This window comes from Pseudomonas sp. m6p (genome assembly GCF_055760375.1).
On record NZ_CM147084.1, the window covers coordinates 447,784 to 473,727 of the forward strand.

General features: G+C 59.9%; 22 protein-coding genes. 21 read left to right on the forward strand and 1 reads right to left on the reverse strand.

What is annotated here, in order from left to right; all coding sequences use genetic code 11:
* The first annotated feature begins 8 nt into the window (after positions 1 to 8).
* From uppS to ispD, 19 genes are all read left to right on the forward strand, one after another.
* Positions 9 to 764 carry a polyprenyl diphosphate synthase gene (gene uppS, locus ACYZUM_RS02020; RefSeq protein ID WP_041072340.1) on the forward strand — a complete coding sequence of 252 codons (756 nt, stop codon included), beginning with the start codon at positions 9 to 11 and terminating at the stop codon, positions 762 to 764.
* Positions 764 to 1,570 (forward strand): phosphatidate cytidylyltransferase, encoded by an 807-nt coding sequence (locus ACYZUM_RS02025; protein WP_108181818.1) that lies wholly within the window; start codon positions 764 to 766, stop codon positions 1,568 to 1,570. Before uppS ends, ACYZUM_RS02025 begins: the two co-directional genes overlap by 1 nt.
* Entirely contained in the window at positions 1,567 to 2,757 is a 1,191-nt protein-coding gene (gene ispC / locus ACYZUM_RS02030) for a 1-deoxy-D-xylulose-5-phosphate reductoisomerase (protein ID WP_108181819.1), read from the forward strand. Before ACYZUM_RS02025 ends, ispC begins: the two co-directional genes overlap by 4 nt.
* Positions 2,758 to 2,811: 54 nt before the next feature.
* The gene (gene rseP / locus ACYZUM_RS02035; protein ID WP_108181820.1) at positions 2,812 to 4,164 is read left to right on the forward strand and encodes a sigma E protease regulator RseP; all 1,353 of its coding nucleotides are present in this window, start codon (positions 2,812 to 2,814) and stop codon (positions 4,162 to 4,164) included.
* Between the two features lie 74 nt (positions 4,165 to 4,238).
* On the forward strand, positions 4,239 to 6,614 hold the full coding sequence (bamA, locus tag ACYZUM_RS02040; RefSeq protein WP_108181821.1) for an outer membrane protein assembly factor BamA: 2,376 nt from the start codon (positions 4,239 to 4,241) through the stop codon (positions 6,612 to 6,614).
* 45 nt (positions 6,615 to 6,659) lie between these two features.
* The gene (locus tag ACYZUM_RS02045; protein ID WP_003222140.1) at positions 6,660 to 7,163 is read left to right on the forward strand and encodes an OmpH/Skp family outer membrane protein; all 504 of its coding nucleotides are present in this window, start codon (positions 6,660 to 6,662) and stop codon (positions 7,161 to 7,163) included.
* 3 nt (positions 7,164 to 7,166) lie between these two features.
* Positions 7,167 to 8,222, forward strand: coding sequence for a UDP-3-O-(3-hydroxymyristoyl)glucosamine N-acyltransferase (gene lpxD / locus ACYZUM_RS02050; protein ID WP_041072330.1), 1,056 nt, complete (start codon positions 7,167 to 7,169; stop codon positions 8,220 to 8,222).
* A 106-nt stretch (positions 8,223 to 8,328) separates the two neighbouring features.
* Entirely contained in the window at positions 8,329 to 8,769 is a 441-nt protein-coding gene (gene fabZ, locus ACYZUM_RS02055) for a 3-hydroxyacyl-ACP dehydratase FabZ (RefSeq protein WP_003222142.1), read from the forward strand.
* Positions 8,766 to 9,542 carry an acyl-ACP--UDP-N-acetylglucosamine O-acyltransferase gene (gene lpxA, locus ACYZUM_RS02060; RefSeq protein ID WP_086792164.1) on the forward strand — a complete coding sequence of 259 codons (777 nt, stop codon included), beginning with the start codon at positions 8,766 to 8,768 and terminating at the stop codon, positions 9,540 to 9,542. The genes fabZ and lpxA overlap by 4 nt, the downstream gene beginning before the upstream one ends.
* Before the next feature lie 2 nt (positions 9,543 to 9,544).
* Positions 9,545 to 10,675, forward strand: a complete 1,131-nt coding sequence (gene lpxB / locus ACYZUM_RS02065; RefSeq protein WP_108181822.1) for a lipid-A-disaccharide synthase — start codon at positions 9,545 to 9,547, stop codon at positions 10,673 to 10,675.
* Between the two features lie 8 nt (positions 10,676 to 10,683).
* Positions 10,684 to 11,310 (forward strand): ribonuclease HII, encoded by a 627-nt coding sequence (gene rnhB / locus ACYZUM_RS02070; RefSeq protein WP_025110878.1) that lies wholly within the window; start codon positions 10,684 to 10,686, stop codon positions 11,308 to 11,310.
* A 76-nt stretch (positions 11,311 to 11,386) separates the two neighbouring features.
* Positions 11,387 to 14,908 carry a DNA polymerase III subunit alpha gene (gene dnaE, locus ACYZUM_RS02075; protein ID WP_108181823.1) on the forward strand — a complete coding sequence of 1,174 codons (3,522 nt, stop codon included), beginning with the start codon at positions 11,387 to 11,389 and terminating at the stop codon, positions 14,906 to 14,908.
* A 139-nt stretch (positions 14,909 to 15,047) separates the two neighbouring features.
* Positions 15,048 to 15,995, forward strand: a complete 948-nt coding sequence (locus ACYZUM_RS02080; protein WP_041072320.1) for an acetyl-CoA carboxylase carboxyltransferase subunit alpha — start codon at positions 15,048 to 15,050, stop codon at positions 15,993 to 15,995.
* 125 nt (positions 15,996 to 16,120) lie between these two features.
* Positions 16,121 to 17,449: a tRNA lysidine(34) synthetase TilS gene (gene tilS, locus ACYZUM_RS02085; RefSeq protein ID WP_108181824.1), complete on the forward strand. Its 1,329-nt coding sequence runs from the start codon at positions 16,121 to 16,123 to the stop codon at positions 17,447 to 17,449.
* Between the two features lie 274 nt (positions 17,450 to 17,723).
* Positions 17,724 to 19,355: a CTP synthase gene (locus tag ACYZUM_RS02090; RefSeq protein ID WP_003222153.1), complete on the forward strand. Its 1,632-nt coding sequence runs from the start codon at positions 17,724 to 17,726 to the stop codon at positions 19,353 to 19,355.
* Between the two features lie 4 nt (positions 19,356 to 19,359).
* On the forward strand, positions 19,360 to 20,205 hold the full coding sequence (gene kdsA / locus ACYZUM_RS02095; protein ID WP_007954807.1) for a 3-deoxy-8-phosphooctulonate synthase: 846 nt from the start codon (positions 19,360 to 19,362) through the stop codon (positions 20,203 to 20,205).
* A 156-nt stretch (positions 20,206 to 20,361) separates the two neighbouring features.
* Entirely contained in the window at positions 20,362 to 21,651 is a 1,290-nt protein-coding gene (gene eno / locus ACYZUM_RS02100; RefSeq protein ID WP_041072316.1) for a phosphopyruvate hydratase, read from the forward strand.
* 171 nt (positions 21,652 to 21,822) lie between these two features.
* On the forward strand, positions 21,823 to 22,101 hold the full coding sequence (gene ftsB / locus ACYZUM_RS02105) for a cell division protein FtsB (protein WP_007964293.1): 279 nt from the start codon (positions 21,823 to 21,825) through the stop codon (positions 22,099 to 22,101).
* The gene (gene ispD / locus ACYZUM_RS02110) at positions 22,098 to 22,805 is read left to right on the forward strand and encodes a 2-C-methyl-D-erythritol 4-phosphate cytidylyltransferase (protein WP_108181825.1); all 708 of its coding nucleotides are present in this window, start codon (positions 22,098 to 22,100) and stop codon (positions 22,803 to 22,805) included. Before ftsB ends, ispD begins: the two co-directional genes overlap by 4 nt.
* 88 nt (positions 22,806 to 22,893) lie before the next feature.
* Here ispD and ACYZUM_RS02115 read toward each other — a convergent pair whose 3' ends face one another.
* Entirely contained in the window at positions 22,894 to 23,790 is an 897-nt protein-coding gene (locus ACYZUM_RS02115) for a LysR family transcriptional regulator (protein WP_041072312.1), read from the reverse strand.
* A 117-nt stretch (positions 23,791 to 23,907) separates the two neighbouring features.
* Here ACYZUM_RS02115 and ACYZUM_RS02120 point away from each other — a divergent pair, with 117 nt between their 5' ends.
* Both ACYZUM_RS02120 and fghA read left to right on the forward strand, forming a co-directional pair.
* Positions 23,908 to 25,020 (forward strand): S-(hydroxymethyl)glutathione dehydrogenase/class III alcohol dehydrogenase, encoded by a 1,113-nt coding sequence (locus tag ACYZUM_RS02120; RefSeq protein WP_095667387.1) that lies wholly within the window; start codon positions 23,908 to 23,910, stop codon positions 25,018 to 25,020.
* 66 nt (positions 25,021 to 25,086) lie between these two features.
* A complete protein-coding gene (gene fghA / locus ACYZUM_RS02125; protein ID WP_108181826.1) occupies positions 25,087 to 25,932 on the forward strand; it encodes an S-formylglutathione hydrolase in 846 nt (281 codons plus the stop codon).
* Positions 25,933 to 25,944 lie beyond the last annotated feature (12 nt).

Consider the following 25,944-nt stretch of genomic DNA (forward strand, 5'->3'; position numbering starts at 1 on the left):
GCGTTTCAATGGAAAAGACCAAGCAGTCTGCGCCGTCCGCGGTGCCGCGCCATGTCGCGATCATCATGGATGGCAATAATCGCTGGGCGAAAAAACGCTTTATGCCGGGTGTCGCCGGGCATAAAGCCGGCGTGGATGCTGTGCGGGCGGTAATCGAGGTGTGCGCCGAGGCCAAGGTCGAAGTGCTCACCCTGTTCGCCTTTTCCAGTGAAAACTGGCAGCGCCCGGCCGATGAGGTCAGTGCCTTGATGGACCTGTTCTTCAAGGCCCTGCGTCGTGAGGCCAAGCGCCTCAACGACAACAACATCAGCTTGCGCATCATCGGTGATCGCTCGCGCTTCCACCCTGAGCTTCAGGCGGCGATGCGCGAAGCCGAGGCCATGACCGCGGGTGCCAACCGCTTTATTCTGCAGATCGCCGCCAACTACGGCGGTCAGTGGGATATTGCTCAGGCAGCGCAACGTCTGGCGCGTGAGGTTCAGGCCGGGCATCTGCGTCCGGAAGACATCACTCCGGAGCTGTTGCAAACCTGTCTGGCGACCGGCGACCTGCCGCTGCCGGACTTGTGCATCCGTACCGGTGGCGAGCACCGCATCAGCAACTTCCTGCTGTGGCAACTGGCGTATGCCGAGTTGTACTTCTCCGACCTGTTCTGGCCGGACTTCAAACACGAAGCCATGCGCACTGCGCTGGCCGATTTCGCTTCGCGCCAGCGTCGCTTCGGTAAAACGAGCGAACAGGTCGAAGCTGGAGCCCGGGTTTAATGCTTAAACAACGAATCATCACTGCGCTGATCCTGCTGCCGATCGCTCTGTGCGGTTTTTTCCTGCTCGAGGGGTCCGGTTTTGCGCTGTTCATCGGTCTGGTCGTGAGCCTGGGTGCCTGGGAATGGGCGCGTCTGGCTGGCTTTACCGCGCAGTCGTTCCGTGTCGGCTTTGCCGCTGTCGTCGCGCTGATGCTGTTCGTCATGTACGTCCTGCCGGGTCTTGCCCCTTGGGTGTTGGGCGCTTCGGTATTGTGGTGGGCGGTGGCGACTTACCTGGTGCTGACGTATCCACGCTCGAGCGAGCATTGGTCCACCGCAGCCACCAAACTGGTGATCGGCTTGCTGATCCTGCTGCCGGCCTGGCAGGGGCTGGTGCAGATCAAACAATACCCACTGGGTAACTGGCTGATCATGGCGGTGATGGTGTTGGTCTGGGGTGCCGACATCGGTGCTTACTTCTCCGGTCGTGCTTTCGGCAAGCGCAAACTGGCGCCGCAAGTCAGTCCGGGCAAAAGCTGGGAAGGCGTTTACGGTGGCCTGGCGCTGAGTCTGGTGATCACCGCGATCGTCGGTCTGGTTCGCGACTGGACGGTGGCTGAGCTGCTCAAGGGGCTGGTCGGTGCTGCGCTGATCGTCTTTATTTCGGTGGTGGGCGACCTCACCGAAAGCATGTTCAAGCGCCAGTCCGGCATCAAGGACAGCAGTAACCTGCTGCCCGGTCATGGCGGCGTGCTTGATCGCATCGACAGCCTGACCGCGGCGATCCCGATTTTCGCTGTCTTGCTGTGGATGGCTGCACCGTGAGCCGTCCTCAACAGATCACTGTTCTGGGGGCTACCGGTTCGATTGGCCTGAGCACCCTCGACGTCATCGCGCGTCATCCCGAGCGTTATCAGGTGTTCGCCCTGAGCGGTTTCACGCGCCTGAGCGAGTTGCTGGCCTTGTGCGTGCGCCATGTGCCGCAATTCGCAGTCGTGCCGGAAGCGGCAGCGGCGCGCGGTTTGCAGGATGACCTGCGGGCTGCCGGTCTGTCCACTCGCGTATTGGTCGGGGAGGAGGGCCTGTGTCAGGTTGTCTCTGCACCTGAAGTCGATGCCGTGATGGCGGCCATCGTCGGTGCCGCGGGCCTGCGCCCGACGCTGGCGGCGGTGGAGGCTGGGAAGAAAATCCTGCTGGCCAATAAAGAGGCGCTGGTGATGTCCGGCGCGCTGTTCATGCAGGCCGTGCACAAGAGCGGCTCGGTGCTGTTGCCGATCGACAGCGAGCACAACGCGATCTTCCAGTGCATGCCGCAGGATTTTGCCCGTGGCCTGAGTACTGTCGGCGTGCGACGGATTTTGCTCACGGCTTCGGGCGGGCCTTTCCGCCAGACGCCGTTGAGCGAGCTGGCGCACGTTTCGCCTGATCAGGCGTGTGCGCACCCGAACTGGTCCATGGGGCGCAAGATTTCCGTGGACTCGGCCAGCATGATGAACAAGGGCCTGGAGTTGATCGAGGCCTGCTGGCTGTTCGACGCCAAGCCGTCGCAGGTCGAGGTGGTGATCCATCCGCAGAGTGTGATTCACTCGCTGGTCGACTATGTGGATGGCTCGGTGTTGGCGCAGTTGGGCAACCCTGACATGCGCACACCGATTGCCAATGCGCTGGCATGGCCCGAACGTATCGACTCAGGCGTGGCGCCGCTGGATCTGTTTGCTGTTGCGCGCCTGGATTTCGAAGCGCCGGATGAAGAACGTTTCCCTTGTTTGCGTCTGGCGCGACAGGCGGCCGAGGTGGGTAACAGCGCGCCTGCCATGCTCAATGCGGCCAACGAAGTGGCGGTCGCGGCGTTTCTCGACGGACGCGTGGGTTATCTGGAAATCGCGAGTATCATCGAGGATGTGTTGAGTCTCGAGCCTGTGGTTGCGCTGGAAGATCTGGATGCGGTGTTTACCGCAGACGCGAAAGCGCGGATTCTGGCCGAACAATGGCTGAGTCGTCACGGCCGATAGCCGTTGCAACACCTTGGCGTCACGCGGCACTGAACAGGATTGCGGAGAAAGTAGATGAGCGCGCTCTATATGATTGCCGGCACCCTGATCGCTTTGGGTGTGCTGGTCACCTTTCACGAGTTCGGCCATTTCTGGGTCGCGCGTCGCTGTGGCGTCAAGGTTCTGCGTTTTTCCGTGGGCTTCGGCATGCCGTTGTTGCGCTGGCACGACAAGCAGGGCACCGAGTTTGTCGTCGCGGCAATTCCGTTGGGTGGCTACGTCAAAATGCTCGATGAGCGTGAAGGCGAAGTCCCGGCCGATCAGCTTCATCAGTCTTTCAATCGCAAATCGGTTCGCCAGCGTATCGCTATCGTCGCGGCCGGGCCGATTGCCAACTTTTTGCTGGCCTTGGTGTTTTTCTGGGTGCTGGCCATGCTCGGCAGCGAGCAGATCCGCCCGGTCATCGGTGCCGTAGAGTCCGGCAGCATTGCAGCCAGGGCCGGCTTGAGTGCCGGTCAGGAAATCGTTGCCATCGATGGCGAGCCGACGTCTGGTTGGGCGGCGGTCAATTTGCAGTTGGTCCGTCGTCTGGGGGAAAGCGGTTCCCTGCAATTGCTCGTGCGCGAGCAAGGCTCAACGGCAGATACGCCGCGCGAACTGGCGCTGGATCACTGGCTCAAAGGGGCTGATGAACCCGATCCAATCCGCTCGCTGGGCATTCGCCCATGGCGCCCGGCCTTGCCGCCGGTGCTGGCGGAACTCGATCCAAAAGGTCCGGCGCAGGCTGCTGGTCTGAAAACCGGCGATCGTCTACTGGCGCTTGATGGTCAGGCGTTGAATGACTGGCAGCAGGTGGTAGATACCGTTCGTACGCGTCCTGATACCAAAATCATGCTGAAAATTGAGCGTGACGGTGCTCAAATCGACATCCCGGTGACCTTGGCGGCACGCGGAGAAAGCAAGTCGCCGAGCGGTTATCTCGGTGCAGGTGTAAAAGCCGTAGACTGGCCGCCGGAAATGATCCGCGAGGTCAGTTATGGTCCGCTGGCCGCGATTGGCGAGGGTGCCCGTCGTACCTGGACCATGAGCGTGCTGACGCTGGACTCGTTGAAGAAAATGCTGTTTGGCGAGCTCTCGGTAAAAAACTTGAGTGGGCCGATAACCATTGCTAAAGTGGCGGGCGCTTCTGCCCAGTCGGGCGTTGCTGATTTCCTGAATTTCCTTGCTTATCTGAGTATTAGCCTGGGGGTTCTGAATTTGCTGCCCATTCCAGTACTGGATGGGGGGCATTTGTTGTTTTATCTGATTGAGTGGGTGCGTGGTCGCCCCTTGTCGGATCGGGTGCAAGGTTGGGGGGTGCAGATCGGTATCAGTTTGGTGGTCGGAGTGATGTTGCTTGCTCTGGTCAATGATCTGGGTCGACTGTAAAGCTTCGCTGAATTGCGAATCTGCCGCATTTTGCGGCAGTTTGTTTATTGCCAGTTGGAATAAGAAAGGACTTCATGAAACGTCTGCTGCTAACTGCGGTTCTCACCGTATTGATGATCGCCGAAGTTCACGCCGAGTCCTTCACTATCTCTGATATTCGCGTCAATGGCCTCCAGCGGGTCTCCGCGGGTAGCGTCTTTGGTGCCTTGCCGTTGAACGTCGGCGAGCAGGCGGATGATCGTCGCCTGGTGGAATCCACTCGTGCGTTGTTCAAAACCGGTTTCTTTCAAGATATCCAGCTGGGCCGCGAAGGCAACGTTCTGGTGATCACGGTCGTCGAACGTCCGTCGGTTGCCAGTATCGAGATCGAGGGCAACAAGGCGATCTCTACCGAAGACCTGATGAAAGGCCTGAAGCAGTCCGGTCTGTCCGAAGGTGAAATCTTCCAGCGCGCCACCCTCGAAGGTGTCCGTAACGAGCTGCAGCGTCAGTACGTTGCCCAGGGCCGTTACTCGGCGACCGTCGATACCGAAGTGGTCTCGCAGCCGCGCAACCGCGTGGCGCTGAAAGTGAAGATCAACGAAGGCACCGTGGCCGCGATCCAGCACATCAACGTGGTGGGTAACACGGTCTTCCCTGATGACGACCTGATCGACCTGTTCGAGCTGAAAACCACCAACTGGCTGTCGTTCTTCAAGAACGATGACAAGTACGCCCGTGAAAAGCTGTCCGGTGACCTGGAGCGTCTGCGTTCCTACTACCTGGACCGTGGTTACATCAACATGGATATCGCTTCGACCCAGGTGTCCATCACCCCGGACAAGAAGCACGTCTACATCACCGTCAACATCACCGAAGGCGAGAAGTACACCGTACGTGACGTCAAGCTCAGCGGTGACCTGAAAGTCCCTGAAGACCAGGTCAAGTCGCTGTTGCTGGTGCAGAAAGGCCAGGTGTTCTCGCGCAAGCTGATGACCACCACTTCCGAACTGATCACTCGTCGCCTGGGTAACGAGGGCTACACCTTCGCCAACGTCAATGGCGTTCCTCAGCCGCATGACGACGATCACACCGTGGACATCCTGTTCGCCGTCGATCCGGGCAAGCGTGCCTACGTCAACCGTATCAATTTCCGTGGCAACACCAAGTCCGAAGACGAAGTGCTGCGTCGTGAAATGCGTCAGATGGAAGGTGGCTGGGCTTCGACCTACCTGATCGACCAGTCCAAGACCCGTCTTGAACGTCTGGGCTTCTTCAAGGAAGTGAACGTCGAGACGCCGGCTGTACCGGGTGTCGACGACCAGGTGGACGTGAACTACGCCGTTGAAGAACAAGCTTCCGGTTCGATCACCGCCAGCGTTGGTTTCGCCCAGAGCGCCGGTCTGATCCTCGGTGGTTCGATCACCCAGAACAACTTCCTGGGTACCGGTAACCGTGTGAGCGTGGGCCTGACTCGCAGCGAATACCAGAGCCGCTACAACTTCGGCTACGTTGACCCCTACTGGACCGCCGATGGCGTGAGCCTGGGTTACAACGCGTTCTATCGCACCACCGACTACAAAGATCTCAACATCGATGTAGCCAGCTATGCGGTAGACAGCCTGGGTGCCGGCGTCAACGTTGGCTATCCGATCAGCGAGACTTCGCGTCTGACCTTCGGTCTGTCCGCACAGCAGGACAAGATCAAGACCGGTCAGTATACCGTTGACGAGATCTTCGACTTCGTGAACAAGGAAGGCGATCAGTACCTGAACTTCAAGGCGTCGGCCGGCTGGTCCGAGTCGACCCTGAACAAGGGTGTATTGCCGACCCGTGGCCGTTCCCAGAGCCTGACACTGGAAACCACGATCCCAGGCAGCGACCTGTCGTTCTACAAACTCGACTACCGTGGTCAGCTGTTCCAGCCGATCACCGAGAACTACACCCTGCGTCTGCACACCGAGCTGGGTTATGGCGACGGCTATGGTTCGACCGATGGCTTGCCGTTCTATGAAAACTACTATGCTGGTGGTTTCAACTCGGTTCGCGGTTTCAAGGACAGCACGCTGGGTCCTCGTAGTACGCCGAGTCGTGGTACCAACCCGGGCACTTCGATTGACCCTGACCAGGATCCGCTGCCGTTCGGTGGTAACGTCCTGATCCAGGGCGGTGCCGAGGTTCTGTTCCCGCTGCCGTTCGTCAAGGATCAACGCTCCTTGCGTACCTCGGTATTCTGGGACGTGGGTAACGTTTTCGATTCGCAGTGCAAGGACACCACCAACGCAAATGGCTCGACGTCCAACACCAAGTGCAACGACATCAGCCTGAGCAATATGGCCAGTTCCGTTGGTGTGGGTGTGACCTGGGTCACCGCACTGGGTCCTCTGAGTTTTGCTCTGGCGATGCCGGTCAAGAAACCGGATAACGCTGAAACTCAAGTGTTCCAATTCTCCCTCGGCCAGACGTTCTAAGCGTCTGACCCAAGATAACGACAATGGATTTTGTAGGAGTGCATCGTGCGTAAGTTGACTCAATTGGTTCTCCTGGCCTCCGTACTGGTGGCAGGCCCGGCGTTCGCCGACATGAAAATCGCCGTTCTGAACTATCAGATGGCATTGCTGGAGTCCGATGCGGCCAAGAAATACGCGGTGGATGCCGAGAAGAAGTTCGGTCCGCAACTGACCAAGCTCAAGACGCTGGAAAGCAGCGCCAAAGGCATTCAGGACCGTCTGATGGCCGGCGGCGACAAGATGCAGCAGGGCGAGCGTGAGCGTCTGGAGCTTGAGTTCAAGCAAAAGGCCCGTGACTTCCAGTTCCAGTCCAAGGAACTGAACGAAGCCAAGGCAGTTGCCGACCGCGAAATGCTCAAGCAACTGAAGCCGAAACTGGATAGCGCAGTGGAAGAAGTCATCAAGAAAGGTGGTTTTGACCTGGTGTTCGAGCGTGGCGCAGTGATCGATGTCAAACCTCAGTACGACATCACGCGCCAGGTTATCGAGCGCATGAATCAGCTGAAGTAACCCATGACCGTGACTATCAAGCTCGGCCAGTTGGCCGAGTTCCTCGGCGCCACCCTGCGTGGCGACCCCGAGACGCAAATTACTGGGCTAGCCACCTTGCAGGAGGCTGGCCCAGCTCAGTTGAGCTTTCTGGCAAATCCTCAATATCGCAAATACCTGGCAAGTTCCCAGGCGGCTGCGCTATTGCTCAAGGAGGCTGATGCCGACGGTTTTGCCGGTCACGCACTGGTGGTGCCGGATCCTTACCTGGCTTATGCACGCATCTCGCACCTGTTCGATCCGAAACCGAAAGCCACTGCGGGTGTTCATCCCACAGCGGTGATTGCGCCGGATGCAGTGGTTGATCCAAGCGCCAGCATTGGCCCGTTCGTGGTGATCGAGGCGGGTGCGCGCATCGGTGCGCAGGTCACGTTGGGCGCCCATTGCGTCATCGGTGCCCGCAGTGAAATCGGTGAGGGCGGCTGGCTCGCTCCGCGGGTGACGCTGTACCACGACGTGCGCATCGGCAAGCGCGTAGTGATCCAGTCCGGTGCCGTGCTCGGTGGTGAAGGTTTCGGTTTTGCCAACGAGAAAGGTATCTGGCAGAAGATCGCCCAGATCGGTGGCGTGACCATCGGCGACGATGTCGAGATCGGCGTGAACACCGCCATCGACCGTGGTGCGCTGGCAGATACCGTGATCGGCAACGGCGTGAAGCTCGACAACCAGATCCAGATCGCGCACAACGTTCAGGTCGGTGATCACACCGCCATGGCGGCGTGTGTCGGTATCTCCGGCAGCACCAAAATCGGCAAGCATTGCATGCTCGCCGGTGGTGTCGGCCTGGTTGGGCACATCGATATTTGCGACAACGTTTTCCTGACCGGGATGACCATGGTGACCCACTCGATTACCGAGCCGGGTGCCTATTCGTCCGGCACAGCCATGCAACCGGCGGCCGAATGGCGCAAAAGCGCGGCCCGCATCCGTCAGCTCGATGACCTCGCGCGACGTTTGAAGCAGCTGGAAAAGCGCGTCGGGGAAGTGACCCCCGGCAGCAATGCTTCATCTGATGGCTGATACCATTTCCATATCAAGTGTGCACAGCCTCTAGACTGCCTCCTTGATTTGCTAGAGGAGTGCGCGTCAGTCGCGCTCCCAATCTTTACATAGGCTTCCCCCCGAAATGATGGACATCAACGAGATTCGCGAATACCTGCCTCACCGTTACCCGTTCCTTCTGGTGGACCGGGTGGTGGAACTGGACACTGAAGGCAAGCGCATTCGCGCCTACAAGAATGTCAGCATCAATGAGCCATTCTTCAACGGCCACTTCCCGGCGCACCCGATCATGCCGGGCGTACTGATCATCGAAGCGATGGCCCAGGCTGCCGGGATCCTCGGTTTCAAAATGCTTGACGTAAAACCGGCCGACGGCACCCTGTACTACTTCGTCGGTTCCGACAAACTGCGTTTCCGCCAGCCAGTGCTGCCGGGCGACCAGTTGATCCTTGAAGCCAAGTTCATCAGCTGCAAGCGTCAGATCTGGAAATTCGAATGCCAGGCTTCGGTCGACGGCAAGCCGGTCTGCTCGGCGGAAATCATCTGTGCGGAACGCAAGCTATGAGTTTGATTGACCCTCGTGCAATCATCGATCCGTCGGCCATTCTGGCTGACGGCGTCGAGGTCGGCCCGTGGTCGATCATCGGCGCAGGTGTGGAAATCGGCGAGGGTACTGTGATCGGGCCGCACGTGGTCCTCAAAGGCCCGACCCGCATCGGCAAGCACAACCGCATCTACCAGTTTTCCTCGGTAGGCGAAGACACGCCCGATCTGAAGTACAAAGGTGAAGAAACCCGTCTGGTGATCGGTGACCACAACGTCATCCGCGAAGGCGTGACCATTCACCGTGGCACCGTGCAGGACCGCTCGGAAACCACGCTGGGCGATCACAACCTGATCATGGCCTACGCCCACATCGGGCATGACAGCGTCATCGGCAACCACTGCATTCTGGTCAACAACACCGCGTTGGCCGGGCATGTGCACGTTGACGACTGGGCGATCCTGTCCGGGTTCACCCTGGTTCATCAGTATTGCCATATCGGCGCGCACAGCTTCTCCGGCATGGGCACTGCCATCGGCAAGGACGTTCCGGCGTTCGTCACCGTATTCGGCAACCCCGCCGAAGCGCGCAGCATGAATTTCGAAGGCATGCGCCGCCGCGGTTTCAGTGAAGACGCGATTCATGCGCTGCGCCGCGCCTATAAAACGGTGTATCGCCAGGGGCTGACCGTGGAGCAAGCGCTGGCCGAACTGGTCGAACCTGCTGCGCAATTCCCGGAAGTCGCGCTGTTCCGTGATTCGATCCAGTCCTCGACTCGCGGCATCACCCGCTGATCATGGCCAATCTGCGTATTGCGCTGGTGGCGGGCGAAGCTTCCGGCGACATTCTGGGCGCCGGCCTCATGCGCGCCCTCAAGGCGCAACATCCGGCAGTCGAGTTCATCGGTGTCGGCGGTCCGTTGATGCAGGCCGAAGGCCTGACGTCGTATTTCCCCATGGAGCGCCTGTCGGTCATGGGGCTCGTGGAGGTGCTCGGGCGGCTGCGCGAGTTGCTCAAACGCCGCAAGGACCTGATCGCCACGCTGATCGCCGAGAAGCCGGACGTGTTCATCGGCATTGATGCCCCGGATTTCAACCTCAATATCGAACTCAAGCTGCGTCAGGCCGGGATCAAGACCGTGCACTACGTCAGCCCGTCGGTGTGGGCGTGGCGCCAAAAGCGTGTGCTGAAGATTCGCGAAGGCTGCGATCTGATGCTCACCCTGTTGCCGTTCGAAGCAAAATTTTACGAAGAGAAGGGCGTGCCGGTGCGGTTCGTCGGTCATACGCTGGCCGATACCATTCCGTTGCAGGCCGATCGCGCCGCTGCGCGTGACGAACTCGGCTTGCCCGACGGGCCGCTGGTGGCGTTGATGCCCGGCAGTCGCGGTGGCGAAGTCGGTCGTCTCGGTGCGCTGTTCCTTGATACGGCCGAGCGTCTGCGGGCCATGCGCCCGGGGTTGCGTTTCGTCATCCCGTGCGCCAATGCCGAGCGTCGCGCTCAGCTCGAAGAGCTGCTGGTTGGTCGCGACTTGCCGGTCACCTTGCTCGATGGCAAATCGCACCTGGCCCTCGCGGCGTGCAACGCGGTGCTGATCGCTTCGGGCACGGCGACGCTTGAGGCGTTGCTGTACAAGCGACCAATGGTCGTTGCGTATCGCTTGGCGCCGCTGACCTTCTGGATTCTCAAGCGCATGGTCAAGAGCCCGTACGTGTCCTTGCCCAACCTGTTGGCCCAGCGTTTGTTGGTGCCAGAGTTGTTGCAGGATGATGCGACGGTCGAGGCGCTGGCCCAGACCCTGTCGCCGCTGATCGACGGCGGCGAAGAACAGACCCGAGGCTTCGACGAGATCCACCGCACGTTGCGGCGGGACGCTTCCAATCAGGCGGCGGATGCCGTCCTCAACCTGATCGGTCAGAAACAATGAGCAAGACGATGCAGATGGGCCTGGATTTCACCCTGGTCGCCGAAGTCGAAGAACTGGTGGCCGGTGTCGACGAAGTCGGTCGCGGCCCGTTGTGCGGCGCGGTGGTGACGGCTGCGGTGATCCTCGATCCAAACCGGCCGATCCTCGGTCTCAACGACTCGAAGAAGCTCACCGAAGCCCGGCGCGAGAAGCTTTACGACGAGATCATCGAGAAATCCCTGAGCTGGTGCATCGCCCGCGCCGAAGTCGAGGAAATCGACGAGCTGAACATCCTGCACGCGACCATGCTCGCCATGCAACGCGCGGTGGCCGGGCTGCATGTGCAGCCGAAACTGGCGATGATCGACGGCAACCGCTGCCCGAAACTGCCGATGCGCGCCGAAGCGGTGGTGCAGGGCGACGGCAAGGTGCCGGCCATCGCTGCCGCGTCGATTCTGGCCAAAGTCAGCCGCGACCGGGAAATGGCGGCATTCGAATTGATCTACCCGGGGTACGGCATCGGCGGCCATAAAGGCTACCCGACGCCCGTTCATCTGGAAGCGTTGGCACGGCTTGGCCCGACCCCGATTCACCGGCGCTCGTTCGCCCCGGTGCGTCAGGCTTACGAGGCGCTGGAAGGTCTGACGCAGGTTTAGGCGCAAGGCTGATGTTTTGTTCGAGGCCCGGTACAATCCGGGCCTTGTTGTCTCTATGTAACTGGACAGGATCACTATGCCGGCTTCATTCGTTCATCTACGCCTGCACACTGAATACTCCCTGGTCGACGGGCTGGTGCGGATCAAGCCACTGGTCAAGGCGCTGACCGGCATGAACATGCCGGCCGTGGCGGTCACCGATCAGAACAACATGTGTTCCCTGGTCAAATTCTATAAAAACGCCATGGGCGCCGGCATCAAGCCGATCTGCGGCGCCGACCTGTGGCTGTCGAACAAGGATCCGGACGGGCCATTGAGCCGGATCAGTCTGTTGGTGATGAACGCCAAGGGTTATCGCAATCTCACCGAGCTGATCTCGCGCGGCTTCATCGACGGCCAGCGTAACGGCATGATCATCATCGAGCGCGAATGGGTCGCCGAGGCCAACGAAGGCCTGATCATGCTGTCCGCCGCGAAGGAAGGCGAGATCGGCATGGCCATGATTGGCGGTAACCCGGCCGAAGCCGAAACCTTGGCGCGCGAGTGGATGGCGGTGTTCCCTGACCGTTTCTATCTGGAAATCCAGCGCACCAATCGCCCCAACGACGAAGAGCAATTGCACGGCGCCGTGGCCCTGGCCGACAAGCTCGGCGCTCCGCTGGTGGCGACCAACGATGTGCGCTTCATCAAGCAGGAAGACTTTGCTGCCCACGAAACCCGCGTGTGCATCGGTGAGGGCCGCGCCCTCGACGATCCGCGGCGCTCGAAGAATTACAGCGATCAGCAGTACCTGAAAAGCGCCGAGGAAATGGCCGAGCTGTTCAGTGACATTCCCGACGCGATCGAAAACACCGTCGAGATTGCCAAGCGTTGCAACATCGACGTGAAGCTGGGCAAGCACTTCCTGCCTGACTACCCGATTCCTGATGGCATGACCATCGATGAATACTTCCGCAAGGTGTCGTTCGATGGTCTGGAAGACCGCCTCAGCGTATTGCTGCCCAAGGACACCACCGAAGACTATGAGGCCAAGCGTCAGGTCTACGTCGACCGGCTGAATTTCGAGCTGGATATCATCATCCAGATGGGCTTCCCCGGTTACTTCCTGATCGTGATGGACTTTATCCAGTGGGCCAAGAACAACGGCGTGCCGGTGGGCCCGGGCCGTGGGTCGGGTGCCGGATCGCTGGTGGCCTATGTGCAGAAGATCACCGACCTCGACCCGCTGGAATACGATCTGCTGTTCGAACGTTTCCTTAACCCGGAACGGGTCTCGATGCCCGACTTCGACGTCGACTTCTGCATGGACGGTCGCGACCGGGTCATTGATTACGTGGCCGAAAAATATGGCCGCAACGCTGTAAGCCAGATCATCACCTTCGGTTCCATGGCCGCCAAGGCGGTGGTGCGCGACGTGGCGCGAGCCCAGGGCAAGTCATTCGGCCTGGCGGATCGTCTGTCGAAGATGATTCCGTTCGAAGTCGGCATGACCCTGGAAAAAGCCTACGAGCAGGAAGAGATCCTGCGCGACTTCATCAAGGTCGATGAGGAAGCGGCGGAAATCTGGGAGATGGCGCGCAAGCTTGAGGGCGTGGTGCGTAACGTCGGCAAACACGCCGGTGGTGTGGTAATCGCCCCGACCAAGCTGACCGATTTCTCGCCGATCTATTGCGACGAGGCCGGCGATGGCCTGGTGACCCAGTTCGACAAGGACGACGTCGAGGCGGCCGGTCTGGTGAAGTTCGACTTCCTCGGCTTGCGGACTCTGACGATCATCGACTGGGCGCTGAAAACCATCAACCGCGACCGCGCCAAGGTCAACGAGCCGCCGCTGGACATCGCGTTCATCCCGCTGGATGACAAACCGACTTATCAGTTGCTGCAAAAAGCTGAAACCACCGCGGTGTTCCAGCTCGAATCCCGGGGCATGAAAGAGCTGATCAAAAAGCTCAAGCCTGACTGCCTCGAAGACTTGATCGCACTGGTGGCCCTGTTCCGTCCGGGCCCACTGCAATCGGGCATGGTGGATGACTTCATCAACCGTAAGCACGGTCGCGCCGAATTGGCTTATCCGCACCCGGATTACCAGTATGAAGGCCTGCAACCGGTACTGGCGCCGACGTACGGCATCATCCTGTATCAGGAACAGGTGATGCAGATCGCCCAGGTCATGGCCGGTTACACCCTCGGTGGTGCGGACATGCTGCGTCGGGCGATGGGTAAGAAGAAACCCGAGGAAATGGCCAAGCAGCGCGGCGGTTTCATTGAAGGTTGTGCGTCGAACAATATCGATGCGGATCTTGCCGGTAACATTTTTGACCTGGTGGAGAAATTCGCCGGTTACGGCTTCAACAAGTCCCACTCCGCCGCTTACGGCCTGGTGTCGTACCAGACTGCCTGGCTGAAAGCCCATTACCCGGCGCCGTTCATGGCGGCGGTGCTTTCGGCGGATATGCACAACACCGACAAGGTCGTGACCTTGATCGAGGAAGTGCGCACGATGAAGCTGCGCCTCGACGCGCCGGACGTGAACACTTCGGAGTTCAAGTTCACGGTGAACGACGAAGGCCGCATCGTATACGGTCTGGGCGCGATCAAAGGTGTCGGTGAAGGCCCGGTGGAAGCGATCACCGAGGCCCGTCAGGCCGGTCCCTTCAAGGATCTGTTCGACTTCTGTGCCCGGGTCGACCTCAAGCGCATCAACAAACGCACGCTGGACGGTTTGATCCGCAGCGGTGCGCTGGATCGTCTCGGCCCGTACTTCCACGATGAACAAAAGGCTTATCAGGCCAACATCGACCGCAACCGCGCCGTGCTGCTGGCGGCGATGGAAGAGGCAATCAAGTCGGCCGAGCAGACTGCGCGCACCCGCGACAGCGGTCATGCCGACCTGTTCGGCGGGCTGTTCGTCGAGGAAGATGCCGACGTCTACGCGACGCACCGCAGGGCCAAGGAGTTGACCCTCAAGGAACGCCTCAAGGGTGAGAAGGACACCCTGGGCCTGTACCTCACCGGTCACCCGATCGACGAATATGAAGGCGAGATTCGCCGCTTCGCCCGTCAGCGCATCATCGACCTGAAACCGGCACGCGACACGCAAACCGTGGCCGGGATGATCATTGCCCTGCGCGTTATGAAGAACAAAAAGGGCGACAAGATGGGCTTCATCACCCTCGATGACCGCTCGGGACGGATCGAGGCCTCGTTGTTTGCCGATGCGTTCCATTCTGCGCAGTCGCTGTTGCAGACCGACGCGATGGTGGTGGTCGAAGGCGAAGTCAGCAACGACGATTTCTCCGGCGGCCTGCGCCTGCGGGTCAAGCGGGTGATGAGCATGGAGGATGCACGGACCAATCTGGCCGAAAGCCTGCGCCTGAAGCTGCACACTCAGGATTTGAAAGGCGATCAGCTACGCTGGTTGGGTGAACTGCTCAAGCGTCACCGCGGGGCGTGCCCGATCACCATGGAGTACACCAGTCCGGATGCGAAGACCTTGCTGCAGTTCGGCGAGACCTGGCGAATCGACCCGGCAGATGCGTTGATTCAAGCCCTGCGTGACCAGTTCGGGCGAGACAACGTCTTCCTCCAATACCGTTGACCGGCAAGTGCCATCATTGCGCTTGCCCACAACCTGAATTTTTAATCTCGACCTCAGCGCGCCTCTCCCTTAAGGTAGGGCGCGAATAGACAACCGGCCGGCCCAAGCTCATTTGGGACACGACCCAAGACGGACGCCTATGAACCCGAATTTTCTAGATTTCGAACAGCCGATCGCCGACCTGCAAGCCAAGATCGAAGAGTTGCGCTTGGTCGGTAATGACAATTCGCTGAATATCGGCGATGAGATCTCCCGCCTGCAGGACAAGAGCCGCACGCTGACCGAAGACATCTTCGGCAAGCTGACCAGCTGGCAGATCGCTCGCCTGGCGCGCCACCCGAAACGCCCGTACACCCTTGATTACATCGAGCACATCTTCACCGAGTTCGACGAACTGCACGGTGACCGTCACTTCTCCGACGACGCCGCCATTGTGGGTGGCGTGGCCCGTCTGGAAGACCAGCCAGTGATGGTCATCGGTCACCAGAAGGGGCGCGAAGTGCGCGAGAAGGTACGCCGCAACTTCGGTATGCCGCGTCCGGAAGGCTACCGCAAGGCTTGCCGTCTGATGGAAATGGCCGAGCGTTTCAAGATGCCGATCCTGACCTTCATCGACACCCCGGGCGCCTACCCGGGTATTGACGCCGAAGAGCGCAACCAGAGCGAGGCCATCGCCTGGAACCTGCGCGTGATGGCGCGCCTGAAAACCCCGATCATCGCCACCGTGATCGGTGAAGGTGGTTCCGGCGGTGCGTTGGCGATCGGTGTCTGCGATCAGTTGAACATGCTGCAGTACTCGACCTACGCGGTGATCTCGCCGGAAGGTTGCGCTTCGATCCTGTGGAAAACCGCCGAAAAAGCGCCGGACGCTGCCGAGGCGATGGGCATCACCGCCGAGCGCCTGAAAGGTCTGGGTATCGTCGACAAGGTGATCGGCGAGCCACTGGGCGGCGCCCATCGTGATCCGGCCGCTGCCGCTGCGTCGATCCGTGCCGAACTGAGCTCGCAACTGGCGATGCTGAAGAAGTTCGACAACGAAGCGCTGCTCAAGCGTCGTTACGATCGTCTGATGAGCTACGGTCTCTAACTCGACTGCGCAGTACCCCTGTAGGAGCTGCCGCAGGCTGCGATCTTTTGATTTTGCTGTATCAAGATCAAAAGATCGCAGCCTGCGGCAGCTCCTACAGGGTTCTTTATTAAGCGACCCTCTCTATGAATTCTTCGAAGAGTGATTTGCCGTCGCGACTTATGTCGAGCCTTGAGCCTTGGCGCAATGCCGCTCACTGGCGTATCTCCTTCTCCGGTGGTCTCGATTCCACCGTCCTGCTGCATCTGCTGGCCCATCTCGCCCAACACCATTCCCTGCCGGCGCTCAGCGCCATCCATATCCACCATGGCCTCCAGGCTGCGGCTGATGCGTGGCCGGCGCATTGTCAGTCGGTCTGCGATGCGCTGGGTGTGCCGCTGCACGTGATGCGAGTGATGGTGCAGCCCGGCGCCAGTCTTGAAAGGGCGGCGCGGGAGGCGCGTTACGCGGCGTTCATGTCGCTGACCGAAGCGGATGACGTGCTGCTGACCGCGCAGCACCGTGATGATCAGGCGGAAACCCTGCTGTTTCGCCTGATGCGCGGTGCCGGCGTTCGCGGACTTTCGGCGATGCCGGCGCAGCGGCCGTTGGGGCAGGGCACGCTGTTGCGGCCTCTTCTCGATGTCACGCGTGCCGAGCTTGAGGCGTACGCCCGTGCGCATCAGTTGCACTGGATCGAAGACCCGTCAAACGAAGACCGGCAGTTCTCCCGCAACTACTTGCGTCATCAGGTGCTGCCGCTGCTCACCGCGCGCTGGCCGCAAGCGCAGGCGAGCATGGCGCGCAGCGCGGCGCACCTGCGTGAGGCGCAAGGCCTGCTCGATGAGCTGGCGCAGCTCGATCTGGCACAAGCCGCCACGCCGAGCGGGTTTCCATGGCTGGACCTGCCGTCGCTGGAGTTGGTGCCGCTGGCGAATTTGTCCGCCGCTCGTCAGCGCAATGCACTCAGCCACTGGCTCGAACCGCTGACCCGGCTGCCCGATACTGACCATTGGTCGGGTTGGGACAACCTGTGCGGCGCTGCCAATGATGCATCCCCGGTCTGGCGTCTGGCCGATGGCGAACTGCATCGTAGCGCTGGTCGGTTATGGTGGTTGAACGGCGACTGGCTGCGTGCGCCAGCGGTCAGCGTTGACTGGCATGACCCATCGATGCCGCTACCCTTGGCGAATAACGGGCGTGTCATGTTCAGCGGGCAGACTCCCATCGGGCCGCTGCGGATTGGCTATCGACAGGGCGGCGAAGTCATGCACCTGGCCGATCGCGGGCACCGCGATCTCAAGCGCCTGCTCAATGAGCGCGCAGTGCCGGGCTTCCTCCGTGGCAGATTGCCGCTGCTGTTTCGCGGCGCAGAATTGCTCGCCGTGGCGAACCTGCCGGGCCTTGACGGGCAGGGGCTGGACGGCTGGAAATTGCATTGGCAGCCAACAGACGAAGATCAAGGTTTGAGATGAAAGGGGCATTCCGGTAGACTACGCTCCCTTCTTGATACAACTTCTGTGGATTCGCCTGAATTGCAGGAGTTGCCGATTACCAAGCAGTCTTTGCTGGGCGATTCCAAAAAATGTGTAGCGAGCAACGTACCGGTGTTTCATCTGCCGGTCTGTCCCAACGCGGCGGTTTTTTTGAAAGGTGCACTGTGATTAATGCAGGTGATCGGGGGCTTCGGCCTTCCTTCGCTTTCCCCGGCGGCTCGTACCGCTTTAACGCAGACTTCTAGGGTTTTTCATGACGCGCTACATATTCGTCACGGGCGGTGTTGTTTCTTCATTGGGGAAAGGCATTGCCTCGGCTTCATTGGCGGCCATCCTGGAGGCGCGGGGGCTTAAGGTCACCATGCTTAAGCTGGATCCGTACATCAACGTCGACCCGGGCACCATGAGCCCGTTCCAGCACGGTGAAGTGTTCGTCACCCACGACGGCGCCGAGACCGACCTGGACCTGGGCCATTACGAGCGGTTCATCCGCACGACCATGACCCAGAACAACAACTTCACCACCGGCCGTGTTTACGAGCACGTGCTGCGCAAAGAGCGCCGTGGTGATTACCTGGGTGCAACCATCCAGGTGATTCCGCACATCACCGACGAAATCAAGCGTCGCATCATCAAGGGTGCCGGCGATGCCGATGTGGCCCTGGTGGAAATCGGCGGTACCGTTGGCGACATCGAATCGCAACCGTTCCTCGAAGCCATCCGTCAACTGCGTGTGGAAGTCGGTTCCAAGCGCGCGATGCTGATGCACCTGACCCTGGTTCCGTACATCGCCACCGCTGGCGAGACCAAAACCAAGCCAACCCAGCACTCGGTTAAAGAGCTGCGTTCGATCGGCCTGCAGCCTGACGTGCTGATCTGCCGCTCCGACCATCCGGTGGATGTGTCGTCGCGTCGCAAGATCGCGCTGTTCACCAACGTTGAAGAACGTGCGGTGATCTCCCTGGAAGACGTCGATACCATCTACAAGATCCCGGCCGTGCTGCACGCCCAGGGTCTGGACGATTTCGTCGTCGAGCGTTTCGGCCTGCAATGTAACGGCGCCGACCTGTCCGAGTGGGAAAAGGTTGTCGATGCCAAGCTCAATCCAGAGCACGAAGTGACCATCGCAATGGTCGGCAAGTACATGGAACTGCTGGACGCCTACAAGTCGCTGATCGAAGCGATGAGTCACGCCGGCATCACCAACCGTACCAAGGTCAACCTGCGTTACATCGATTCCGAAGACATCGAGAACCAGGGCACTGCGCTGCTCGAAGGCGTTGACGCGATCCTCGTACCGGGCGGCTTCGGTCTGCGCGGCGTGGAAGGCAAGATCACGGCCGTTCAGTACGCTCGTGAGAACAAGGTTCCGTACCTGGGCATCTGCCTGGGCATGCAAGTGGCGGTCATCGAGTTCGCCCGTAACGTGCTGGGCTGGAAAGACGCCAACTCCACCGAGTTCGATCGCGCCAGCGGCCATCCGGTCGTGGGCCTGATCACCGAGTGGGAAGATGCCACCGGCGCGGTTGAGGTGCGTACCGAAGCGTCCGATCTGGGCGGCACCATGCGCCTCGGCGCTCAGGAATGCCTGCTCGAGGCCGGCTCCAAGGTGCACGATTGCTATGGCAAGGACGTGATCGTTGAACGTCACCGTCACCGCTACGAAGTGAACAACAACCTGCTGCCACAGATCATCGAAGCCGGCCTGAAAATCTCCGGTCGCTCCGCTGACGCCGCGCTGGTTGAAGTGGTCGAAGCGCCGGATCATCCATGGTTCGTCGCTTGCCAGTTCCACCCGGAGTTCACCTCGACGCCTCGTGACGGTCACCCGCTGTTCAGCGGTTTCGTAAAAGCAGCGTTGGCTCAACACCAGAAGAAGGCGTAACCCGATGGCACAGAAGATCATCCGCGTCGGCGACATCGAGATTGCCAACGACAAACCCATGGTGCTGTTCGGCGGCATGAACGTGCTGGAAAGCCGCGACATGGCCATGCAGGTTTGCGAGGAGTACGTGAAGGTCACCGAGAAACTCGGTATCCCTTACGTGTTCAAGGCCAGCTTCGACAAGGCTAACCGCTCTTCTGTGACCTCGTATCGCGGCCCTGGCCTGGAAGAAGGCATGCGCATCTTCCAGGACATCAAGCAAGCCTTCGGCGTGCCGATCATCACCGACGTCCACGAGCCTGATCAGGCCGCGGTCGTCGCTGAAGTCTGCGACATCATCCAGCTGCCGGCCTTCCTGTCGCGTCAGACCGATCTGGTCGTCGCGATGGCCAAGACTAACGCGGTGATCAACATCAAGAAAGCCCAGTTCCTCGCCCCTCAGGAAATGAAACACATCCTGAACAAGTGCGTAGAAGCGGGTAACGATCAATTGATCCTCTGCGAGCGTGGTTCGAGCTTCGGCTACAACAACCTCGTGGTCGACATGCTCGGCTTCGGCATCATGAAGCAGTTCGAATACCCGGTATTCTTCGACGTGACCCACTCGTTGCAAATGCCTGGCGGTCGTTCCGACTCCGCCGGCGGTCGCCGCGCCCAGGTCACCGATCTGGCCAAGGCAGGCATGAGCCAGTCGCTGGCCGGTCTGTTCCTTGAAGCGCATCCGGATCCGGACAACGCCAAATGCGACGGCCCTTGCGCCTTGCGTCTGGACAAACTGGAGCCATTCCTGGCCCAGCTCAAAGCCCTGGACGAACTGGTGAAGAGTTTTCCGACGGTAGAAACCGCGTAAACCTCAATTCTCCGGTAAAGTACCGCACGATTTGTCGCACATGCCCTCGGGCATGTGCGTTGTCGTCTGCAAGCTGCCCGCTGCACACCACTTGCCGACGGTAAAAAGATTTCCTCTAGCTGCGTCGTTTTCGTCAACTTTGGAGTGTTTACAACAATGGCAAAAATCGTCGACATCAAAGGTCGTGAAGTCCTCGACTCCCGTGGCAATCCCACCGTGGAAGCGGACGTGCTTCTCGACAACGGCATCATCGGCAGCGCTTGCGCGCCGTCCGGTGCATCCACTGGCTCGCGTGAAGCGCTCGAGCTGCGTGATGGCGACAAGAGCCGTTACCTGGGCAAGGGTGTGCTCAAGGCGGTAGCCAACATCAACGGTCCGATCCGCGATCTGCTGCTGGGCACTGACCCAAGCGACCAGAAAGCCCTCGACCACGCGATGATCAAGCTCGACGGTACCGAAAACAAGGCAACCCTGGGCGCCAACGCCATCCTCGCGGTGTCCCTGGCTGCGGCCAAGGCGGCTGCACAGGACCAGGACCTGCCGCTGTACGCCCACATCGCCAACCTGAACGGCACCCCGGGTGTGTACTCGATGCCGGTGCCGATGATGAACATCATCAACGGTGGCGAGCACGCCGATAACAACGTCGACATCCAGGAATTCATGGTGCAGCCGGTTGGCGCCAAGACCTTCTCGGAAGGTCTGCGCATGGGCACCGAGATTTTCCATCACCTCAAAGCCGTGCTGAAGGCCCGTGGCCTGAGCACCGCCGTTGGCGACGAAGGCGGTTTCGCACCGAACCTGGCGTCCAACGAAGACGCGTTGAAAGTGATCTCCGAAGCCGTGGCCAACGCCGGTTACAAGCTGGGCACCGACGTGACCCTGGCGCTGGACTGCGCCGCGAGCGAGTTCTTCGAAGACGGCAAGTACAACCTGTCCGGCGAAGGCCAGGTGTTCACCGCTGAAGGTTTCGCCGATTATCTGAAAGGCCTGACCGAACGTTATCCGATCATCTCGATCGAAGACGGTCTGGACGAGTCCGACTGGGCTGGCTGGAAGATCCTTACCGACAAGATTGGCGAGAAGACCCAACTGGTCGGCGACGACCTGTTCGTGACCAACACCAAGATCCTGAAAGAAGGCATCGATAAAAAGATCGCCAACTCGATCCTGATCAAGTTCAACCAGATCGGCACCCTGACCGAAACCCTGGAAGCCATCCAGATGGCCAAGGCCGCCGGTTACACCGCCGTGATCTCGCACCGTTCGGGCGAAACCGAAGATTCGACCATTGCCGACCTGGCCGTGGGCACCTCGGCTGGCCAGATCAAGACCGGTTCGCTGTGCCGTTCCGACCGCGTTTCCAAGTACAACCAACTGCTGCGTATCGAAGAGCAGTTGAATGGCAAAGCCAAGTACAACGGTCGCGCCGAGTTCCGCGGTTAAGCTGTAGATGGTAAAAAGACACCGGATTGTGTCGGAAAAGTCGTGACAGCGATGGATTTGCCACTAATCTGATGCCTTATATGCACAAGCCTGGATCTTCCAGGCTTCGTGCTATCAGACGTTTCAAAGTTTTTGCGTGGCTGTCTTTTTTCACTGGATACCTGATATTCGATGCGCAGTCCTTACTGGTTGTTTCTCGTTTTGCTCTTGCTGCTGGCCGGTCTGCAGTACCGCCTGTGGGTGGGCAATGGCAGTCTGGCGCAGGTCGCCGAGCTGAAGCAGCAGATTGCTGATCAGCACGCCGAGAACGAAGGCCTGCTGGAGCGCAATCGGGTGATGGATGCTGAAGTCAGCGAGTTGAAAAAAGGCATGGAGACCGTTGAAGAGCGGGCTCGCCATGAGCTGGGCATGGTCAAGGACGGTGAAACCCTTTACCAGCTCGCGCAATGATCGATTTCCTGCCGGCCTTCTGGGCCGTGATTCCTGCCGCGGGCGTCGGTGCCCGAATGGCTGCGGACCGTCCCAAGCAATACCTGCAACTGGGTGGGCGCACAATTCTTGAACACAGCCTCGGCTGTTTCCTCGATCACCCAAGCCTCAAGGGGCTGGTGGTCAGTCTGGCTGTTGATGATCCTTATTGGCCGCACCTTGCGTGCGCCAACGACTCGCGGATTCAGCGGGTCGAGGGCGGCGCGGAGCGTTCCGGGTCGGTGCTCAATGCCTTGCTGCATTTGCATGCGCAAGGTGCCGACGATGAAGACTGGGTGCTGGTGCACGATGCCGCGCGCCCGAATCTGAGCCGTGACGATCTCGACAAATTGCTGGCTGAGCTGGCGGACGATGCCGTCGGCGGTCTGCTGGCCGTGCCGGCGCGTGACACCTTGAAGCGGGTCGACAAGCACGGTCGTGTGGTGGAAACCGTGGATCGCAGCGTGATCTGGCAAGCCTATACACCACAGATGTTCCGCCTCGGTGCGCTGCATCGGGCGTTGGCTGACAGTCTGGTGGCGGATGCGGTGATTACCGATGAAGCCTCGGCGATGGAGTGGGCTGGTCTGGCACCGCGTTTGATCGAAGGGCGGGCGGACAACCTCAAGGTCACCCGGCCGGAAGATCTGGAGTGGTTGCGTCAGCGTTGGGCTAACCGCCGCTGAAAGATCAAAGGATCGCAGCCTGCGGCAGCTCCTACAGGGAAACCGCGAACTCCCTGTAGGAGCTGCCGCAGGCTGCGATCTTTTGCTTTTAAATTCGATACTCCGGCCGCTCGGCCAACCCTTCCTTCAAGAAATCCACTAGCTTGCGCACCTTCGGCGACAGATGCCGCTGCTGCGGATATAACGCCCACACCGCCGTATTCGGCGGCTGATGCGCCTCCAGCAACGAAATCAGTGCCCCGCTGTGCAAATGCTCGAGCACGTAGTAGTCCGGCAACTGACACAGGCCGACCCCTTGCAGCGCCGCATCCAGTACCGCCTGCCCACTGTTGCAGCGCCAGTTTCCCTGAACACGTTGGGAAAATTCCCGCCCGTTCTGTTCCAGTTGCCACAGATCCGAGCTGCCGATCAGGCAATTGTGGCGGCTCAGTTCCGACAAACTGTGTGGGCGGCCATACCGTTCCACGTAGGACGGAGACGCGCACAGATACATCCGGCGCGGCGCCAGGCGAGTGGCGACCAATCGCGAATCCTGTAACCGGCCCAATCGGATCGCCAGATCCAGCCCCTCATGCACCAGGTCGAGCTGGCGGTTGGTTAACTCGATGTCGACGCGCAATTGCGGATATTGCCCCATGAAACGTGTCACCAGCGGCACGATGAACCGCTCGCCATAGGCCACGGCACAGGTCATGCGCAGCATGCCTTTGGGCTCGCTGGTCAGGTCGCCAACCGCGCGCAGGGCTTCTTCGCGACCGTCCTGCAGGCGTTGGCAATGCTGCAGAAAAGTTTGTCCGGCTTCGGTCAACGTCACGCGGCGGGTACTGCGATAGAGCAGACGCGTCTGCAAGCGCTCTTCCAGTCGTACGATTTGTCGACTGATGTGCGAGGACGAAACCCCAAGACGCTCTGCTGCGGCGGTGAATTGGCTGCATTCGGCAACGGCGACGAACTCGTCGATGCCTTCCCAGCGATTTTCCGACATCGGGATTATCCCTGTATGGCAATAATGTTTTGCTTTGGTCCGGATTATTCATCAGATCGCGCTGTACTACACTGCCGGTCTGGTTTTTTTATTCAATGGATTCACTGGAGAGTCAGCATGATCAAGTCGCGCGCCGCCGTTGCCTTCGAGGCCAAGAAGCCGCTGGAAATCGTAGAAGTCGATGTGGCCATGCCCAAGGCCGGTGAAGTATTGCTGCGCGTGGTGGCTTCCGGGGTTTGCCACACTGACGCCTACACCCTGTCCGGTGCGGATCCGGAAGGTATCTTCCCGTCGATCCTTGGCCACGAAGGTGGCGCAATCGTTGAAGCGATCGGCGAGGGCGTTACCTCGGTCGCCGTCGGTGACCACGTGATTCCGCTCTACACCCCGGAATGCGGCCAGTGCAAATTCTGTAAGTCGGGCAAGACCAACCTGTGTCAGGCGATTCGCGCTACTCAGGGCAAAGGTTTGATGCCGGACGGTACTTCGCGCTTTTCCTACAAGGGCCAAACGATTTTCCACTACATGGGTACTTCGACCTTCTCGGAATACACCGTACTGCCGGAAATCTCCGTGGCGAAAATCGCCAAGGATGCGCCACTGGAAAAGGTCTGCCTGCTCGGTTGCGGCGTGACCACCGGTATCGGTGCGGTGATCAACACCGCCAAGGTCAAGCCGGGTGACACCGTGGCGATTTTCGGTCTGGGCGGCATCGGTCTGTCGGCCGTCATTGGTGCGGTGAAAGCCAAGGCTGGGCGGATCATTGCCATCGACATCAACCCGGCCAAGTTCGAAATCGCCAAGCAATTGGGTGCCACCGATTGCGTCAATCCGAAAGACTTCGATCGTCCGATCCAGGAAGTGATCGTCGACATGACCGACGGCGGCGTCGACTTCTCCTTCGAGTGCATCGGCAACGTGCAACTGATGCGCGCTGCGCTGGAGTGCTGCCACAAGGGCTGGGGCGAGTCGGTCATCATCGGCGTGGCCGGTGCCGGTCAGGAAATTTCGACCCGTCCATTCCAATTGGTGACCGGGCGCGTCTGGCGCGGTTCGGCATTCGGCGGCGTACGTGGCCGTACCGAGTTGCCAAGCTACGTCGACATGGCGCAAAGCGGCGAGATCCCGCTGGATACCTTCATTACCCACACCATGGGTCTGGAAGACATCAACAAGGCCTTCGATCTGATGCACGAAGGCAAGAGCATCCGCACCGTCATTCATTTCTGATCATTCGCGACGTCCCGGCTACAGACCTTGAAGGGTTTGTAACCGGGGTCGCGTAGGAGTCTTTACATGAGTCTGGAAAACATCTCCTGTCAGAAAAGTTTTGGCGGCTGGCACAAGCGCTATCGCCATCGTTCCGATGTGCTTGGTTGCGACATGGTGTTTGCCGTGTACCTGCCGCCGCAAGCGGAGCAGGGCGGCAAGTTGCCAGTGCTTTACTGGCTGTCCGGTCTGACCTGCACCGACGAGAACTTCATGCAAAAGGCCGGTGCGATGCGCATGGCCGCCGAACTCGGCCTGATCATCGTCGCGCCGGACACCAGTCCGCGCGGCCCGGATGTGCCGGGTGATCCGGATGGCGCCTGGGATTTCGGCCTCGGCGCCGGGTTCTACCTGAATGCCACGCAGGAACCGTGGTCGCGGCATTATCGGATGCATGACTATGTCGTGCAGGAATTGCCTTCATTGGTTGAAGCGCATTTCCCGGCGTCGGACAAACGCAGCATCAGCGGCCATTCCATGGGCGGCCACGGCGCTTTGGTTTGTGCGCTGCGCAATCCGGGGCGTTACCAGTCGGTCTCGGCGTTTTCGCCGATCAACAATCCGATGGATTGCCCATGGGGACAGAAGGCGTTCTCGCGTTATCTGGGTGAAGACCGTTCGAAGTGGAAAGAATGGGATGCCTGCGCGCTGATTGCCGAGGCCGGCGAAAAACTGCCGTTACTGGTCGATCAGGGTGATCGCGACGACTTCCTCGAAAACCAGCTCAAGCCCCAGGCCCTGCAACAAGCGGCAAAACAAGCGGGTCATCCGCTGACGTTGCGCCTGCAACCGGGCTATGACCACAGCTATTTCTTCATCTCAAGCTTCATAGATGACCACTTGCAGCATCACGCACGCGCCCTGCGCGGTTAATGCAGGTAGAAT